This window comes from Spirosoma sp. 48-14 (assembly GCF_001898575.1).
Lineage (GTDB): Bacteria > Bacteroidota > Bacteroidia > Cytophagales > Spirosomataceae > Spirosoma.
In genome coordinates this window covers 83,112-100,149 of record NZ_MKUD01000059.1, presented here as the reverse complement: position 1 = coordinate 100,149, position 17,038 = coordinate 83,112, and the positions used below count along the sequence as shown (strand labels likewise).

The 17,038-nt window shown below is 36.9% G+C and carries 16 protein-coding genes and 1 pseudogene; 6 read left to right on the top strand and 11 right to left on the bottom strand.

The window, feature by feature from the left end:
* Together BGO59_RS26880 and BGO59_RS26875 are read right to left on the bottom strand one after the other, a co-directional pair.
* A pseudogene (locus BGO59_RS26880) lies at positions 1-346 on the bottom strand (SOS mutagenesis and repair protein UmuC); the annotation flags it as partial.
* Complete coding sequence (locus BGO59_RS26875; protein ID WP_293688844.1) at positions 343-792, bottom strand: S24 family peptidase; 450 nt, start codon at positions 790-792, stop codon at positions 343-345. The gene BGO59_RS26875 and the pseudogene BGO59_RS26880, both read right to left, overlap by 4 nt.
* A 143-nt stretch (positions 793-935) precedes the next feature.
* Here BGO59_RS26875 and BGO59_RS26870 point away from each other — a divergent pair, with 143 nt between their 5' ends.
* Positions 936-1,403: a hypothetical protein gene (locus tag BGO59_RS26870; protein WP_293688842.1), complete on the top strand. Its 468-nt coding sequence runs from the start codon at positions 936-938 to the stop codon at positions 1,401-1,403.
* A gap of 97 nt (positions 1,404-1,500) precedes the next feature.
* Here the strand turns inward: BGO59_RS26870 and BGO59_RS26865 are convergent, their stop codons facing one another.
* Together BGO59_RS26865 and BGO59_RS26860 are read right to left on the bottom strand one after the other, a co-directional pair.
* Entirely contained in the window at positions 1,501-1,839 is a 339-nt protein-coding gene (locus BGO59_RS26865; protein WP_293688840.1) for a hypothetical protein, read from the bottom strand.
* Between the two features lie 25 nt (positions 1,840-1,864).
* Positions 1,865-2,896: a hypothetical protein gene (locus tag BGO59_RS26860; RefSeq protein WP_293688838.1), complete on the bottom strand. Its 1,032-nt coding sequence runs from the start codon at positions 2,894-2,896 to the stop codon at positions 1,865-1,867.
* A 102-nt stretch (positions 2,897-2,998) separates the two neighbouring features.
* Here BGO59_RS26860 and BGO59_RS26855 point away from each other — a divergent pair, with 102 nt between their 5' ends.
* The 3 genes from BGO59_RS26855 (at position 2,999) to BGO59_RS26845 (ending at position 5,137) form a co-directional block, all read left to right on the top strand.
* Positions 2,999-3,676: a hypothetical protein gene (locus tag BGO59_RS26855; RefSeq protein WP_293688836.1), complete on the top strand. Its 678-nt coding sequence runs from the start codon at positions 2,999-3,001 to the stop codon at positions 3,674-3,676.
* A gap of 611 nt (positions 3,677-4,287) precedes the next feature.
* Positions 4,288-4,680, top strand: a complete 393-nt coding sequence (locus BGO59_RS26850) for a hypothetical protein (RefSeq protein WP_293688835.1) — start codon at positions 4,288-4,290, stop codon at positions 4,678-4,680.
* Entirely contained in the window at positions 4,670-5,137 is a 468-nt protein-coding gene (locus BGO59_RS26845; protein ID WP_293688833.1) for a hypothetical protein, read from the top strand. The genes BGO59_RS26850 and BGO59_RS26845 overlap by 11 nt, the downstream gene beginning before the upstream one ends.
* Before the next feature lie 114 nt (positions 5,138-5,251).
* On the opposite strand, the gene BGO59_RS26840 is transcribed toward BGO59_RS26845, so the two are convergent.
* From BGO59_RS26840 to BGO59_RS26810, 7 genes are all read right to left on the bottom strand, one after another.
* Positions 5,252-6,934: a type IV secretory system conjugative DNA transfer family protein gene (locus BGO59_RS26840; RefSeq protein WP_293688831.1), complete on the bottom strand. Its 1,683-nt coding sequence runs from the start codon at positions 6,932-6,934 to the stop codon at positions 5,252-5,254.
* A 19-nt stretch (positions 6,935-6,953) separates the two neighbouring features.
* Positions 6,954-7,763: a DUF5712 family protein gene (locus BGO59_RS26835; RefSeq protein ID WP_293688829.1), complete on the bottom strand. Its 810-nt coding sequence runs from the start codon at positions 7,761-7,763 to the stop codon at positions 6,954-6,956.
* A gap of 3 nt (positions 7,764-7,766) precedes the next feature.
* Positions 7,767-8,117 carry a BfmA/BtgA family mobilization protein gene (locus BGO59_RS26830; protein WP_293688827.1) on the bottom strand — a complete coding sequence of 117 codons (351 nt, stop codon included), beginning with the start codon at positions 8,115-8,117 and terminating at the stop codon, positions 7,767-7,769.
* A 410-nt stretch (positions 8,118-8,527) separates the two neighbouring features.
* Positions 8,528-8,776, bottom strand: a complete 249-nt coding sequence (locus tag BGO59_RS26825; RefSeq protein WP_293688825.1) for a hypothetical protein — start codon at positions 8,774-8,776, stop codon at positions 8,528-8,530.
* A gap of 312 nt (positions 8,777-9,088) precedes the next feature.
* Positions 9,089-12,061, bottom strand: a complete 2,973-nt coding sequence (locus BGO59_RS26820) for a lantibiotic dehydratase (protein WP_293688823.1) — start codon at positions 12,059-12,061, stop codon at positions 9,089-9,091.
* A 950-nt stretch (positions 12,062-13,011) separates the two neighbouring features.
* Complete coding sequence (locus BGO59_RS26815) at positions 13,012-13,290, bottom strand: hypothetical protein (protein WP_293688821.1); 279 nt, start codon at positions 13,288-13,290, stop codon at positions 13,012-13,014.
* Between the two features lie 193 nt (positions 13,291-13,483).
* A complete protein-coding gene (locus tag BGO59_RS26810) occupies positions 13,484-13,681 on the bottom strand; it encodes a helix-turn-helix transcriptional regulator (protein ID WP_293688819.1) in 198 nt (65 codons plus the stop codon).
* A 212-nt stretch (positions 13,682-13,893) separates the two neighbouring features.
* Between BGO59_RS26810 and BGO59_RS26805 the strand changes: the two genes are divergently transcribed.
* Positions 13,894-15,051 carry a DNA cytosine methyltransferase gene (locus BGO59_RS26805; protein ID WP_293688817.1) on the top strand — a complete coding sequence of 386 codons (1,158 nt, stop codon included), beginning with the start codon at positions 13,894-13,896 and terminating at the stop codon, positions 15,049-15,051.
* 98 nt (positions 15,052-15,149) lie between these two features.
* Complete coding sequence (locus tag BGO59_RS26800) at positions 15,150-16,961, top strand: AAA family ATPase (RefSeq protein WP_293688815.1); 1,812 nt, start codon at positions 15,150-15,152, stop codon at positions 16,959-16,961.
* The last annotated feature ends 77 nt before the right edge of the window (positions 16,962-17,038 follow it).

The following is a 17,038-nucleotide window of genomic DNA, read 5'->3' as shown; positions in this document are numbered from 1 at the left end:
AATACCCCTGCATCCCCACAAATGCTTCGTCGATACTGTAAATTTCAACTTGATCCGAAAACCGGCGAAGTACATTCATAACCCGATTACTCATATCGCCAAAAAGCTCATAATTGGAGCTAAACCAAATGAGTTTGCCTTTTTTGACTAGGTGTTTTACTTTGAAAAAAGGCACCCCCATCTTAATGCCCATGGCCTTAGCCAGCGCGGAACGAGCAATTACGTTACCATCGTTGTTTGAGAGCACAACCACCGCCTTGCCGATCAACGAAGGGTCAAAGGAGGATAGGCAGCTTACATAAAAGGAATTACAGTCGATGTGCAAAATCAAGTCGGGGTAGTTCATGGCAATACCCCTTTTATGACGTAGGTGACTACGCCAAAAAAATGAAATTGGTCTCCTTCATAGACATGGATCGCTGTATACTCTGGATTTGCTGGATACAGGATTAAATAATGGTCACAAAACTTCACTTGTCGAACCCGGTATCCTCCTTGTACCCAGGATATAATGATTGCATCGTCCACCACCTCATGTTCAGAGTCAACAATTAGTCTATCCCCTTTGCGAATCTCTAGTCCTTTCATTGCTTCAGTCGTCATCTTGAAGAAGTATGTCGCATCTTTATTTATGACGCAAATATCATTCAAGTCGATTGCCCTCTTGAAATGGGTATTAGCAGGACTAGCAAATCCGGTAGTATTCTGGTAGCCAATCTTTTTAGGATCTAATTGGCGCGGTTTTAATAAAAAAATCTCATCTGTAATTAGAATATCATCTTCTACTACCATAGTTGCCAGGTGGACCGTTTTTGCAACTATAACAAATAAATATTATAAGTACCAAAAAATTATAATACAAAAATATTATACGGTTCATATTTAAGGTTATATCAAAGCAAAATAAGACCCATAAATACCTTACCTTTATCTATATGAAAAAAGGATCGTTACCACTAACAGAAGACGAATTAGCCCAGCAGCGGAAAGAGTTTAATGAAGTTTTTGGTAGATCTGACCCACAACTTACCAATCATGATGAGGCAATACTTCCCGAGGTTCTAAGACAGATGTTAATCGACATACAGGACGTGCGGTTTCATTACTGGCTCTACAACAACTACTTCGATATTCTACCTCCAACAAACAGGGAAGTTACGCGGTGGTGGCAATCACCACTCTTTCTTGATTATGATTCGATCTGGAATGTAGAATTTGTAGAAGATGCGATGATTTGTGATGTGATTTTACAGAAAAGCCTGCCTGCTAAAAAGGAGCGTATCAAAGTAGGTTATAAGCAGATTTATCGGGTTGCTCGATTTATTGAGGGTGTTAGTATGACAGAAAAGCAGTCATACCTCTACAGTGATTCGTCGAAACTAAAAATGCCATCACTCGACTGAGTTTATAGACAATACTGAAAGTAAAATTACTTTCACATATACTTGTATATTTCTGTGTAAAGTTGTGTGTTTCAATAGCAAAAAATGAAATAACAGGCTACTCGTCGACCGTAACCTTCATGTCTTCCTGAAGCTGATTTGGGATTTTAATGTAAAACTTGAGGAATGTTCCTGCCCCGTTCATTTCTACAGTCACGTCATAACAATTCATCGGCGGAACGCTTAATCCTCGTTGTAGCGAACTGACCGAGAATGCATCTTCGGCATTGTCTGGTGTCAACTCTATGATAAGTGGTACGTAGAAGTGAGCCGGACCATAGGGCACTCGAAACCCAATGCTGGCTGTGTGGCCCAGGTCTGCTGGCAGCTGGCTCAGAAGCATTTCCTGAATGCGCTCATGGAGCTGTTCAATGCGGTTGAAGTCGTTTTTTTTCATAAGGGTTAACTTTTTTGTACTTACTTTACTCTTCATCTTCGTAAGCAAGAATTGCCTTTGAATCATAAGGTAAAGTTTGGGTTTCAGGTGAAAGAGTGTATCGGGCATCCCCATATTTGGGATGAGTTTTCTTCCAAATTGGTGACCCATCACTCTTATCATTCCCCAGTCCTCCTAAAATCCTCAAGCTATAGCGTGATTGGTCAGCATCATACTCCATGACTTTATACATTGGAGCACCAAGGATTTTTAGGTGTGTGGCAGCGAATTCTTCCTTTAAGACAATATTCTGTCCTGAGAATTTACTTTCAACACTGGGATATATTAACCCATCTAAAGTTGAACCACCCTCCGGGTCTCGCAACTTATAAAGAAGCACATTGGCAATTGCGCTGGTGAACCAGTACAGATTCTTAACATTCTCAGTTGATTCTGTAAATAACTCTCCGATATATGCATCTACTTCCCTGACAGCGGATGGAGTACTTGATTTGTAGATATCATCATTTTCCAGCAGAAAGTTTTTGAGCCATGCCCCATCAGGTAATGTACTGACAATTTTTTCTACACCAACAACAAGGCCATTTATACTAATCGGGATTTCCATTTCTCCTGATGCATTCATCCTATTAACCCAAATAGAAATGACAACCGTTTGATTTAGTTTAGCCCTAACCTCAAACACTGGAACCCCATTTTCAGTGGAACAATAAAATACTGACTGCCCTGCCTTGTTGCAGCGACCTAATGGAGCTAGTCTAGAAGGTGGACAATATAACCTTTCGGGGAGTGGACGGCCAGACGGGTCATTGAACCATGTAGCTTGATCTTTGGAAGCTGCTCGATATAAACCTTCGAAATTGAAAGTAAACGGTCGACGACCATAGCCAATTTGACGAAAGACCTTGTTTACGCGCCTTTCTATATCAAGGTGATCCACAGCAGGGTGATTCAATAATGCTCGAATATGTTCTAATTCTTTGATGTGTGCAGGAAGATTACTCATAAATAATAGGGGCAGACAGAATATAAAAATAATATTTTCTGGCAACATCATAATTGCCAATTAGAGAGTTTCTTTATATAAAAATGCACTCTTTTTAAACGAAAAATTGATTGCCTAATTGATATAAATTACCACAATACCATTTCTCTTAATATGGATCTTACTACTACAGTCGAGCAACTTTTTGATCAGGCATTAGCGCATAAAGAAACCTACAATGCTTTTTCTGACCGAGATATAAGAACCTCATTCTTTACTAATATGATCAACCAGTGCGCTACTGTGCACATAAACCTGATCATTAACAAGCGATATCTGGAGGGAGGGTCGGAGGAAAGTCGTAGTTTATTTGCTGATGATCAAGATAGAGTCTATTTATATATGGAAAATTTGATGCAGAATTCTGTCGAGCTCATTGTGGAAGCCGCATTATTTCAGTCAGAATTAGTTTTTAGAACATTAAATGCAAGCCTGACCGGCCATGATATCTATGATGGCAGTTCAATACCTAGGTTAATCGCCAACCTCTATGATGACACTGAAAATAATTGGACCAAAGAAGAATGCAAATTGTTCGTACTTCTAAGCTCAATTCGTAATACCATTCACACCGGCGGAGTTTATTTTAAAAATACAGCTGGCGAGACAAAGGTGTTCAAAGGCAACAATTATACGTTTATCTATGGGAAACCTCCTGCATATCCTGCGGGTATTGGAATTCTTGATTTAGTATCAGAACTATTTGATGCGATGAAGGTACTCTTTGATAGTGCAAAAATTGCAGCAATAGGCCAATTAGAACATCCTAACTATAATGCGCTTGGAAAATAATAAATAGGGAGTACGCTAGTTTCCAATTACTTTCAACAAAATACTATCTCTCTTATATGTCAATCCGAATGGTCAATGAATCCATATTGACTATTACAGTGGATTGATAGTCATTGGCCACAGTAGTAAGCTCAACATAATGAGGAATTTCCGAGCGGTTATTATAAGACTCAATTGAAGGATAAACCGCCGTCTGTGTCGTGTACAAATCTTTGCCTTCAGGCAATACTTTACGAACACGGATATACAGTTTACCTGACTTGCCTAAGAAGGCACCAGGGAGAATGTGAGGGTTATTCATTCACCAAAAATAGAAATCTCCTGCGGCAAAAGGCAGGAGATTTAGAGTATGAGTATTTACTATTGCCTGTTAGTAAATCAGAAGTTGTTTAGGAGTCATAAAAAGGCCCCTTCCCATCTCTTGAAACATAGCTGAAATTCATAAATTTCAAGGAGTTTGACTTCCCGTTCACTCGTTAATTTTCTTCTTTGATCGTGTTTGTCCCAGCTATGGATGTGTTCGTCCCTGGACGGTAAATGACCTATTCCCTGGGTTATCTTTTATTGTATTTTAGCCAAATCACACGGGCTTATCGCGGACAACTATAGATATGGAAACAGATTATTTTGTGCTTCGCCTTAGGAGACTGACGGCTGATTTGCCGCTATCAATCGACGTCCTAAATTCATCGATACAAGCGGCCCAGCAGTCGTTTGAAGAACAGCGTCGGGAAGGGCATTCCATTGATCAGGCACTTGACATTGCTGAATCCGTGATGGTAGAAACTATCACCCCTATTCTAGAGGCTGCCAGTCGACTAAAGGATATACTTCAAACGGATTTTGCCGATTTTCCGGGACTCACCCAACCTCCTCATATTGGTCAGCTTGTTGAGGAATTTATGCCGCTTCTATCGCAGCCATCATCTCGATTGGCTGATGCATACATAGTAGGATTACTCGTGGACTACCTCGGTAAAAACCATATCGGTAATGGCATTTAATCACCGTACACACCTGGCAGCTAACTTAGAGGCATTGCGCATTGCCTTTCGAATCGATCAGCAGCAGAAAGCAGGCCTACAATCAGAAGCTAGTGCCGAAGAAAGAACCATTCTATCTGCCTATAGTGGTTTTGGAGCACTCAAAGCTGTGCTCTTGCCTGTTCAAGATGATCGACTTTGGACCACTACGCTCGATAATCAGTTGCGACCGGGTATTCAACAACTGCACGAATTATTAAACGAGGCCGCCGAAGACCGCGCGGAGGATTATATATCTGGAATTCGAAATAATGTATTGTCCGGATTTTATACCCCTCCTCAACTGGTTGAGCAAGTTGGAAAGGAACTAGCCAATGTCCTAGGTACTACGCCAGTTCAATACCTTGACCCTTCTGCAGGTACGGGTATCTTTCCACAGGGCAATATCTTCACTAAAAAAATCCTGCAACGGCTCTGATTTCAAAAAGCCTTGTCTTTTGCATTTACGTGAAGAAACAGAGGTTTGCTTACCTTAAGTGACGAGTCGCAAGTATTTGACTTATCTGAATTTTGAATCTTCATAAATAACAGATTAGAAATCGTCTTTTTCAATAGTAACTTCAGACGGCTTATCCTTATCTAAAATACTCTGAACGTCCAACTGTATACGCAAGAAATTTTCCTTCAATTCTTCATTTGTCACATTTTGAAAAGGTAAAATATCCGGCACGTCTCCTAACTGTTGCACTTGAAATCTAGCTTTAAAACTACTGTAGTCACTTTCAACTAATTGCCCGAAGAATTCCCCTTCTTTTAATTCAGTAACGTCATTGATTTGAATCCGCTGTTGCTCATGAAGGCTTTCACTCTTACTTTTTGAGTAGGAAGCTTGACTGAAAATAGTCACTCCGTTACTACTCTTGCCTACACTATGAGTTGTTTTTATAACCTCATGCTTACCCCATAACTCAGCCACATACTGAGCTGTACTAACCAATCCTACTCGCCCCCAGAACTGATTACTTAAATTTGCAACCAACGTGTCTTTTCTGAGTCGCCCATATGCATTTTCTATCTGACTCAAGTCCTGTGCTGCATAGACGGTAGCGACTTTATTACTGCGTGCCGTAGCTGGTATATGCTCAAGACCTGGAATATATATCGTCGGGGCTTCATCTAAAATGATAACACTTTTTTGTTTACCGGGCTGGTTCATCTGCTTAAGCGCAACCGTAGCGATGAGAGCAAGCACAGGGCCAAAAACGCCACGTAAACCGTCATAGTTACCTAGCGTAACAAACTTAGGATCTAACGGATCATTGATATTCAAACTAAAATCATCGCCGGATAGTACCCATGCAATTTCTTTTGTATTAATCTTTCTTAGAGCCGTTTTTAAGGTTGAATCAATACCTGCAACTTGAGCCTCAGCATTACGCTCAATAGCTCCCCGTAGGCTTGCTACTGTACCGCGTGTTTCTGCATTAGTTGACAATAGTTCAACTACTTTAATAGTATCTTCTAACACTAAGCTAACTACATGCGGTAGGGTGCAGTATTGAGGATATTCCTCTCTCAAAAACCAGATTACTGCTGTCAAATAACTTGACGCTTCATCTGTCCAATAGTCTGATTTCTGTATGCTTTCGGGTTTTAAATTATTAAGAATGCATTTACTATATTCATCGGCATAACTTTGTGTGCGCATCAATTCAGGTTGTAGCGGATTTACCCTATGGCTCCTTGACAAATTCTCAAGGTCAACGTAATAAAGCTTTACAGAGCTTTTGTATGTATCAGCGGCATACTTGGCAACTTTAGCTAGAGAAGGAAATTTAAAATCGTATAAAATACCAGCAAAACCTTGTTGTACTGACTGAATAATAATAGGCTCAATTATACTCGCACTCTTACCTGACCCGGCACCGCCAATTACTAAAACACCTCTGTAAGGGTTGGTTAAAAACATAGATGGCATATCTGAATGAACTGTGCTTAATGTAAACACAGACTCATTTACTTCTCTGTTTGTACGTTTCGACGCAACTTCACGATCCTTTTCAATTTTTGGTTCTGTTCTTCCGAAGAAAAGTTCATAAACTATAAAGGCTATTAATGATAGGGTTAATAAAAATGAAATTGCAGTAAATAAAACACCGGGCAATATCCCTTTCATCGCTCCGACAACAACAGCCAATACAAAGTAAACTACTATCGCAAGAGCAATATTTTTAATAGTTGAGGTTACTCCTCTATCTCTTTTCTTGAAATCCATCTTTAAAAAAGTTAAAGTTTTACATACTCATCCCTATCCGCCTGTTCTGCACTAATTCTTTTTCTTTACTTCGCCTAATTTGATCTTTCTGTAGGGCTTGCTCATAATCTTTTTTTGTCCCATTTTTTAAAGCATTACAATAATCATAAGTCTCCTCTTTATTGCGTTGGTAAGTAAATTGCTTATCAAATGTTTGTTCATTATTTCTATAAAAATTATCTCTACTGAAGATCTTTTGATTTTTCACCATCGGGCTTAGTTGAGTTGTCTTTTCTTTATTCTGGCTATTATCAGCCTCAAACACATGTCTGTTCTCACGTGCTTCACAACGTGAAACTATGATATGAATATGCCGTTGATCACCTTCTTTCAATTCGCCAGATTTAGCTAAACCTTCTTTCACTTCATTTGAATCAAAATTATGTTTTCTTTCTGTTTCTATTTTTGCGTACCAAACTAAATCCTTACTTGTCAAATTTCTATTTTCACCTTTATTATTACAAAAACCAGAAGCGTAGTTTTCCATTACGTTCCGTGTGTATTCTCTCAACTTTTGAGAATCATCACCCATTTCAGCCAATTCATTTTTACTTGGACTGACAATTATAGAATAAAAGCGATCATCTTTTTTTTCTAAACCCTGCCCTTTTGCATTATTATCAATTTGGCTAATTACTTCATATTTGTTGCACTTATCTCTATCAGCAGAAAAAAAATATTCTTGCTCTGATAATTCTTTATCAGCATTTTCTTTTTCTAAATAAGTTACTAGTCTAGCACTACTACCTTTATTATCGCCTTTAATTGGACTAGCAAACTTTGTCTGCATAAGCTATTTAATATTTAAGTGAGTAATAATCTTTTTGACATTACTATTCACTATTCTTAAATCCTCCCTCCTTGGCATTCCTTCTGTACTAGCTATTTCAAAGATCGCATCTTTCATAGGTATCAATAGTTTCTTTTCTTGTTCCTTTATGAAAGTCACTAATCTGCGATCTAGTGCTTTAATAGCATCTGTAGGATTATCTGTTTCTGGGTTTCTAGGGTCTGCTTTGCTAACTTTAAAATACATCACCATAGCCTCAATAAGAGCCTTATTCGTTAGCTTGTAACTCTTGGCCATACGCTCAAACTCATTGAACGTATCTTCACTGACACTGATTGTTTTGTACTTATTCATAATTATGAAAATAATTATTTTTACCTCTGGTAATCAATGAGATAGCATTAATATAATTGGTAACTTATTATTTTATATTTTATTAAACACCTGATAATCAATAACTTATCTCAGTTTAGGACATCATTATAAAGTATCAAACCTCTTTCCTCTTGCTAATGTTTACAAAAGGAAACATTATTTTCGCCGAATCCGCAGGAGAAGGGAGCTTTATAGTCTAATGCGCCGACTGCTAAGAAATCATTCCCCTATGTTACAGGATTCTTTATTGTAAATGTTTTTTGTCGAACTTGATCTATTAAGCAGAAACAATACTGTCGTTACATGTATGCTAATTCCTAATTATATATAAATGCATTTAATATATTTTGAAGCTATATTTAAATCATTGATCGAGATACTATTAGAATTTAATTTTCCGTAAAATCTTCATTTATAAAATTGCCAAGGCGATTAGAACGATTAATATATTCTATTGTTTGACTTCCAAAACTCTCATATGGATTCTCAACTTCTGGCTCTACCCTTCTACTTATGATATAGCTTAAATCTGCTATTGCGGTAGCCTCATCTACGAATCCATCTTTTAAGAGTATGTAGTATGCTCTGTTTATTAATTCTATTACATTTCCATATTCAAAAGAATTTCCTATTTCCATTTTATCCAGACAGTTTTACACTACTTAATTGCTTATTTGTCCTACATGGGCTATACTACCCGGAATTCAAATATTATCCGAATTTACGTTGATATAATTTACCGATTTAGAAAAGTTGGTAAACGGGTAAATCTAATTGACGAGGGGGTGAATGACTTGTTCTAGGGGGTGAATAAATATTTAAGGCTAATTTGTTATAAAATAATTTCAGGCCAACAATATAGTAAGGTTACAATATATCGCCAGTTACTTTAGTTCTTGTTTCAGGTATTTATAAGATAATAGCATTGTTGCAATCCCTCCCCTACTCTACTACTGTGCAGTCTTTTTATTTCGGGCAATTACTGACTCATAGTGTCTAGCCATGAAATGGTAAATTACCATCTCATGCTTCCTATGCTGGCCTTCGAAAACACGATTCATGAACATATGCAATATACTTGCAACCAAAGTAAGAAAGCTTGTATCTGATAGATTAGAGTCATAGTATTGAAGGATAGGTATAGCTGCTTGTTTAATTTTACTGCTTCTAATTTGAATTGCATTATTATCAGACAATAAAAAAAAGTCCCTTGAATACTCCCTATATAAGTCGTTCAGTTTTTGTTTTACCTCTTTAGTTTTTCCTTGTTCATCAAAAAACGACAATTGTAAATGACGGCATAAGACTCGTTTTTCTTCTACCGAAAAACCAAAATCGGATAATAGCGTATCATTACTCTGGATTGCTAACTTGAATCTATCAATATTTAATAAATCATTTTCAGCAAGCATAGTTAGTATAAATTGACTATCGGCGTCAAATATTGACTCACAATACTCTATGAGATTTGGCTTGTATCGTTCAATCTCTCGTTGATAAGTATCGAGCTGTACACGGTAGATCAACCCGGACTTTAAATAAGTAGATAGCTCTTCATAACAAGCTGTCAGTAAATCACTGTAATGCTTATTACTGGCTTTAAAGCGTACACGTATATGATTGTCAGGATCTGCATAGCGGATGAAAAACATTTTTTCACCCCAATTTTTTTGACGAAATAATTGATACAGCGGTTGAATTGAATTAACCAGTATTTCATCACATGAATTTTCATGTGCATAGATTTTTAAATACAGCCAGTCTTTACCAGGTATAAAATTTCTTTCAATGTCGCTTTTTAAACTTTTCGCAAAAAAATAAGACTTCTTTAGCGGCTGATTGGTTGTTGTTTTTATTGGAATGACTAATTCTGAAACATATTGATTGTCTCCATTTATTAACCAAGGGTTATACTTTTCGCCAAACCATTCTTTTAATAGAATTTTTTGCTTTTTAGAAACCTCATGTAAAAGTATTCGTTGAGCTGGTTCAAAATCAAGGTCAAGTAATAGTTTATTATCTGCTTCAATGAACAGTACATATCTGGGTAGTCCATATATGGTTCGCAGCAATTCAACAGACGGTGCAGAATTTGACGGTAGAGCATCCTTTCTAATTGTCCATTGTGCAGGTGTTATGACTAGGTTACGGTACACTAATCTTGGAAGTGTAGGTAGTTCGCTTAATGTACCCCAAGACCAACCTAATGTTTCATTTTCAGACTTGCTCACATAGGCTAGAAACTGATACACCTCATCGCCAAATGAAATGTTATGTGCTGTACTGAGCATTGGTCTTACTCGTTGACCTGTTTTTTTACTTCGCAGGTGAATTCTTTCATCATCTGTGACCGATACAAGTAAATCAGACAGTAGGATTGTATTCTCTTGAGAAACCCCAGCAGGCGTAATATATGGAATTTCAAACGGTCGTAAAGCTGGCCTTTTAACTACATTTCCAGCTCTGATAGGTTTTGGTGGTAGGTGAACAACCTCGGCCAAAATATCATTAGGGTATTGATCTTGTTCCCAATGGCACATTTCCTCAACTGACTTTTTAAGTCCTTCATGACCATCACAGAAGCGTGCAAAGAAAAAAGATGAGGACGAAGCAGAAATCGGATTAAGTAGAAATCGCCAGTTTGCTGTTTGTTGGCTGTCTTCCTTATTGGTTGATTTGCATTCAAATAGCTCTCCATGTAAATACCAAGACGGGGGCAATTCACTTTGATGAATTTGCTCAGTAAAAGGAATAATATCCCTATCCGTCAATTCAACCTCGTTTTTCCCATTTAATAAATACCGACTATACAAAGTTTCTTTGAACTGGTCGAGTGCCGTCGGCGGAGGGAAAAACGGGTTTGAGGTGGAAAAAGGTATTTCATTAAGTATCGGATAATTAGCCAACGTGTCATTAATAAATCCTATCCCTACGTCAGAGTCTAAAGCGGTTAATAAATCAATTTCTTGTTTGTCGTACCGTGCTTTGAACCGTCGGCAAAAATCGTGGATAGGTGAAGGTTGCTTAATCTTTAGGATAGGCACCAAGGCATTAAATTGGTCGGCAATTTGTGAAACGGTTGAATTATCGAGCTGTAATTGATCTGGAAATAGAAAAAGATCTGTTTGAATTGATAAATCTGAGTCCTTAAGATTAAAATCTGTTTGAGCTACGACCTGGTCTAAAAGCTTCTGAGCCCTAGTAAGTTGTTCTATAGTTAGTTGTTTGTCTGTTAATAAAGTTTGTGCCTCACGAAGCCCATCAAGCAAGGGCGAATTAAAAGATACGCGGTTTGTCAGCTCTAACAGATATGTTGCCATATCTCCCCCAGTAATCGGAATTGATAGATTACTGAACAGAAATTGATTATCAATTAACGTATCTATATATTCTGAGACCTCCTCCCGTAAATCATTTCCGTAAAGATTGATCAGTTCAGAATAACTTGCGGAGCTGTGTACTTTAAGATAATCAACAAGCTTTTCTAAGTCGGGGGTAGCTGCTAATGATGATAATACGATCTTAGAATTAGAAGGCTCTCCTATCTCTTCTGAAAATCGGAATTGACCAGCAACTTTATATAAGCTATTATTCAAGCTGTAATTCAACAGAGACCGCAATAGCTTATCCTGGGCCAATGTTCTACCAACTTCCGTGATGATTGTGGAATCTGGACGGCTGTTAGTTTGCCAAGCCGCTTCATCAAACCGAATGATTCTTTCTTCTCCGATTGTCCCAACGGCCACACCAGCAAAAAGACCATAGGGAGTTGACCTTCCATACCACCTAAAGACATAGCGCCACAAAGCCAACTCTAAAGCCGGGTCTATATCAAGAATATTGTCTTTTGCAGCGTTCCAGGATTTAAGCAAGTTTGTCGAAGACAAAAAAATTGCTTCATCGGACCAAACGGCTTCGAGCAATGACTTTAACAGGAGTCTCGAATCAGATACCCCTTGCTTTCTGCTAAGACTCAAGAAATCAATAAGATGATTTATTGGACGAAAAGGTAACCTAACTCCGAAAAAGGAGTGATGACCAAACTTGGGTTTCGCCATTAGATGTTAATATAAAACCCCGTCCAACTGACTGAACGGGGCTTCTGCCTTAATAAGAAAGTTTAAAAATTAGAAGCTCACTGTGCTGACAATAGTCCCTCCACTAGCACCACAATTAACAGCGTTTTTAGAACTCGTAGTTGATTTCACCATCCGTGATTTCACCGTCTTTTTAACAGAGAGCTGAAAGCGTTGTGCAGTTTCCATAACAAGTATTGTGGTTTAATAGATTGAAAAATAGATTAATCTTTATAAAAATAACGTCAATAGCCCCCCTTCATTGCCTTGCATTCTTACTCATTCCAAATTGTCAAATTACTAATTGACTAGGGCCTAGACAGGTAATTTTTCTTTGAAGCTTGACTTTTGAAAGCCATTTCGAACAAAACTGTCAAGTGATGATTTTGTTCGAAATGGTTGATGATCCGTTGTATTGTATATGGGCAGGCCGTATTGCACGAGCAGTTTATCAAGCTCTACCTATTTTGAATAAATCGTAGCGGGTACGATTCCGTTTGTTCGTGGCATGAATGGCATAAGGTTCGTCCATTGTTTACATCCCAAAGAGCATTACAAACACGAGCCGACTCTATACTATTCACCTTATTTTCTCTGACAAGCAAGGTAATACTAACGATATGATCAGCCTCAATAACCCGCCTGCGTCCATTTCTAGCCCCGCATTGCTGACAGGTGAATCTATCCCGTACGAATACAGCCCGTTTCCATATTTCGTACTCATCCATCCGGCGAATAAGTCGGACAAGGTTGCTTACTGAAACAACCTTATCCAATCGTTTGCTATTCATGGAAAACTATTCAGCTTCTATTGAGTAGGAAACTATAGCCTCTTTAATCTTCGGATCTAACTCTTCAATCAGGGTTTCAAGTTGGAGCGAAAGAGCGCGTACTTCATCAGCAAGTAAGCGACCATTCTGGGCGAGCATATAGGGGTTTTTGGTCAGCAGGTAGATATTGCGAAGTATCTCGATCTGGGCGTAAAAGGCACCCGTAGAAACCAGTGGCAAGCTTATCACTTGCTCATAGGGGTTTGCATGGCTGTTAGAAACAGCGTTATTTTGCACCGTTTGCATTTGACTATATAGTTAAGTGTGACGTTCGCCCCTTCGCTTCTTCCGCCAAGATGTCAGCGTTAGGGGCTTTTTATTTATGAACTTTTTGTTTATATCAACTACGCTTAGTGGATATGTAAACGTACTCTTATCTGATTATCAATACAATACTAAGAAAAAGATTTGATATATCAAACCTTACGATGTAAAAAAATTAGACAATTGAAATTTTAAGTTCAGCTCCTAAAGCGTCAGCGACCTTTTGTAAAGTGTCAATTGTTAAGTTCTGTCTACCTGCCTCATAGTTCGTAATAATAGTTTTGGTAACGCCAATTCGTTCAGCCAATTCTTTCTGTGTTAATGACTTACGCTTGCGAGCCTCCCTTATAATTAACCCTACTTCTCTCTTCATTACGTCCGACATAAAACTTATTAAGGTAATAGCGTGAAACGACACGAATAATTTAGTCACAACAATGTAAGGAAAAATTGGAGTAACAATCAACAATTAGGGGTAATCCAAATTTGTAATTAACTAATGAGAGCCAGATTGCCAAAGAACATAAGTAGATTAAAGCAGATCTTCACATACTAAAGCGTTATTTTTTACATGGAATAAACTTTGTGAAACTACATAATTCAAAATGTTATAAGTTTGTGTATGTGATATATAGTAGTATGATTGATGTAAAAGAAGCATTGCAATACGCTGACTTAAAGGCAGTTGACTTCTTCTGTGGTGCAGGGGGAGTTACGTGTGGTTTTAAACAAATCGGTATCAAGGTACTTGGCGGTATAGACATTGATCCACAATTCAAGCAAACATATGAAACAAACAACAATGTTAAATTTGTAAACAAAGATGTCTCTAATCTAGAGCCTGTAAAGCTAAAAGAGCTATTACCTATAGAAAGAAATGAGGACAATCTAATATTTGTTGGATGCAGTCCTTGTCAATATTATTCAAATTTAAAATCAGATAAGACTAAATCGAAATCAAGTCGACTACTATTAGATGATTTCAAAGAATTCGTATTGTATTATAGACCTGGGTTTGTCTTTATCGAAAATGTACCAGGTCTTGAAACTAAAAGCGGTAGCCCTTTACATAAATTTAAAACTGCATTAATCAAAGAAGGTTACAAGTTTGATCAGAAGGTTTTAAATGCTAAATACTTTGGTGTACCACAAAATAGAAATAGATTTATTTTATTAGCCAGTAGGATTTCAAATAAAAAAATTCAATTACCTGAAGAGAATACGAGTGAACATAACCTTGAGACGGTATTTAATGCGATAGGGAACTATGAAAAGTTTTATAAAATAAGTGCTGGAACAAAGGATGAAACAAATTTCCAGCATACAGCTGCTAAACTTTCAGAGTTAAATTTAAAAAGGGTGCAAAGAACGCCAAAAAATGGAGGAGATAGAAGAGCGTGGGAAGATGATGATGAATTACAGCTAGAATGCTATAAACATCATAATGGGCATTACGATGTTTATGGTAGATTATCTTGGGAAAAGCCTTCTCCTACAATTACTACAAAGTTTTTACATACAAGTACTGGTAGGTATTCTCACCCAGAACAAGATAGAGCTTTATCAATTAGAGAAGGAGCTACACTTCAGTCTTTTCCCCTAGACTATGTGTTTTATTCTTCTAACCAAGGTAAAATTGCTACTATGATAGGAAACGCGGTTCCACCTAAGCTTTCAGAAGCAATAGGCACATCAATTAAACAACATTGGAAAGAGTGGTTGGAAATATCTAAAGAAACTTAGGAATCAGCTACAATAGATGCATCCCAATATCCAGTGAGCAAGATGAAATTTTAGATTCTACTCCTAAACACACCAATATAACATAGAGGAATGCTTATATGGACGGTAATTTACAATCGTTAATATCTGAAGTAGATAAAATCAAGAAACATAATCAAATAAAAAAGTATATTGATTTTATTCAATTCCCTTTTTATCGGAATATTGATCTAAATACCCGAATAAATTTTCCTTTTCCACTTACAGTTTTTATTGGTCAAAATGGCTGCGGTAAAAGCTCATGTCTTCATGCTTTATTTGGCGCCCCAATAAATCATACTCCATACGAATTTTGGTTTGACACCAAAATTGACCCTATAACCTATTATAATGAGCAAAAAAAAAGACATTCCTTTTGGTATTCTTTCAAAAACGAACGAAATGAAGTAAAACAGGTAATAAAAGCAAGGATAAAAAGGGGAGAAGATCCAAATTATTGGGAGACTAGCCGACCATTAACTTGGGCAGGCATGGCAAAAACAAAGGGCAAAAAAGGTCGTGACAAACCTATTGATAAAGAGGTTATATACATTGACTTTCGTGGTGAATTAAGTGCATTTGATAAGTACTTTTATTTTGGCAACGTAAAAGGCATTAAATCAAGAAACAAGCAAGAGTTTATTCAAAAAAAATCGATACCATTAAAAAGGGTTCTTTCTGGAGAAGTAGAATCTTTTCGTACAAAGTCTGGAACAACCAATAAAAAGCTAAGACATTTATCTTCTGAAGAACTTAGTTGGATATCTTTTATTTTAGGTAAAGAATACCTTTCAGCTCTATTTTTAGAGCATTCCTTTTTTAGAAATGAAGGTTATTCTGTTATATTTAAAGCCTCCCATGCTGAATATTCGGAAGCCTTTGCTGGTAGTGGCGAAGTAGCAGTTGTTAAATTAGTTCTAAAAGTATTAGATGCTAATAATTATTCATTGATTTTACTTGATGAACCAGAGGTATCGCTTCATCCTGGGGCTCAATCACGCTTAAAGCTTTTTCTGTTAGATCAAATAAAAAAGAAGAAACATCAAATAATTTTAACTAGCCATTCGCCATCGATTGTAAAAGGTTTACCTAAAGAAGCTATAAAAGCGTTTTATCAAAATCCAACGAATGGTAGATTTTCAATCAAAGAAAATTTAACACCTGAACAGGCTTTTTACCACATAGAATTCCCTATTGAGGAAAATTATAATATTATCGTTGAAGATATATTAGCAAAAGAAATTATTAATGGTATTCTATCTAAAATGGGGGATGATGTAAAAAATATATTTACAGTAAAATTTAATCCTGGTGGTGAAACTGTAATAAAAAAAGAATTTGCGACTATATATTGTCGAGAAGTAAAATCAAGAACTTACATTTTTTTTGATGGAGATCAGACACCGACACAACCACATTATAATTGGCGTTTTTTTAATACTACTGACATAACTATACCTTTTCTCCAAAATAAGATATATGAACAAACAAGGGAGAAAATCACATTTTCCGTTGATGGAGGCCAAAACGGAGGAAACCAAGCACAGCATCTAGAGCTTCAAAAACAATATTTGGACTATTATTTATCCAATGTTTTTTATCTTCCAAAGAAGATACCTGAAGACATAATATGGAGTGAAAAAAAAGCTGAACAATTAATTCAAATTACGATAAATAATCAGGAAGAAAAAGAGAAAAATTTTAGAGAATTAACCTCCTTAAGTTCTACAAAGAAAAAATTTGCCAAGTTATCTAAAATAATATATGGCTCCGACCGTGCTGAAGATATAGCTTCTATTCACAAATTATTTTTACAATATTGGTTGCAAGAGGAAAACGATGATTTTAAAGATGTCAAATCCTCTGTTGATTCAATACTTTGGCGTATTTAAATCAAATTAATCAGCAAATATGTCATGCATATGTATCCTATTTCTAAATATGTTAGTTGCTGTAAATTTTATATGAC

Coding starts and splice junctions, on each gene's coding strand:
- BGO59_RS26865 (WP_293688840.1), bottom strand. CDS start 1,839: ATGAAAAAAAACGACTTCAACCGCATTGAACAGCTCCATGAGCGCATT.
- BGO59_RS26825 (WP_293688825.1), bottom strand. CDS start 8,776: ATGGAAATAGGAAATTCTTTTGAATATGGAAATGTAATAGAATTAATA.
- BGO59_RS26870 (WP_293688842.1), top strand. CDS start 936: ATGAAAAAAGGATCGTTACCACTAACAGAAGACGAATTAGCCCAGCAG.
- BGO59_RS26810 (WP_293688819.1), bottom strand. CDS start 13,681: ATGAAGAGAGAAGTAGGGTTAATTATAAGGGAGGCTCGCAAGCGTAAG.
- BGO59_RS26850 (WP_293688835.1), top strand. CDS start 4,288: ATGGAAACAGATTATTTTGTGCTTCGCCTTAGGAGACTGACGGCTGAT.
- BGO59_RS26800 (WP_293688815.1), top strand. CDS start 15,150: ATGGACGGTAATTTACAATCGTTAATATCTGAAGTAGATAAAATCAAG.
- BGO59_RS26845 (WP_293688833.1), top strand. CDS start 4,670: ATGGCATTTAATCACCGTACACACCTGGCAGCTAACTTAGAGGCATTG.
- BGO59_RS26875 (WP_293688844.1), bottom strand. CDS start 792: ATGGTAGTAGAAGATGATATTCTAATTACAGATGAGATTTTTTTATTA.
- BGO59_RS26860 (WP_293688838.1), bottom strand. CDS start 2,896: ATGATGTTGCCAGAAAATATTATTTTTATATTCTGTCTGCCCCTATTA.
- BGO59_RS26840 (WP_293688831.1), bottom strand. CDS start 6,934: ATGGATTTCAAGAAAAGAGATAGAGGAGTAACCTCAACTATTAAAAAT.
- BGO59_RS26835 (WP_293688829.1), bottom strand. CDS start 7,763: ATGCAGACAAAGTTTGCTAGTCCAATTAAAGGCGATAATAAAGGTAGT.
- BGO59_RS26830 (WP_293688827.1), bottom strand. CDS start 8,117: ATGAATAAGTACAAAACAATCAGTGTCAGTGAAGATACGTTCAATGAG.
- BGO59_RS26855 (WP_293688836.1), top strand. CDS start 2,999: ATGGATCTTACTACTACAGTCGAGCAACTTTTTGATCAGGCATTAGCG.
- BGO59_RS26815 (WP_293688821.1), bottom strand. CDS start 13,290: ATGCAAACGGTGCAAAATAACGCTGTTTCTAACAGCCATGCAAACCCC.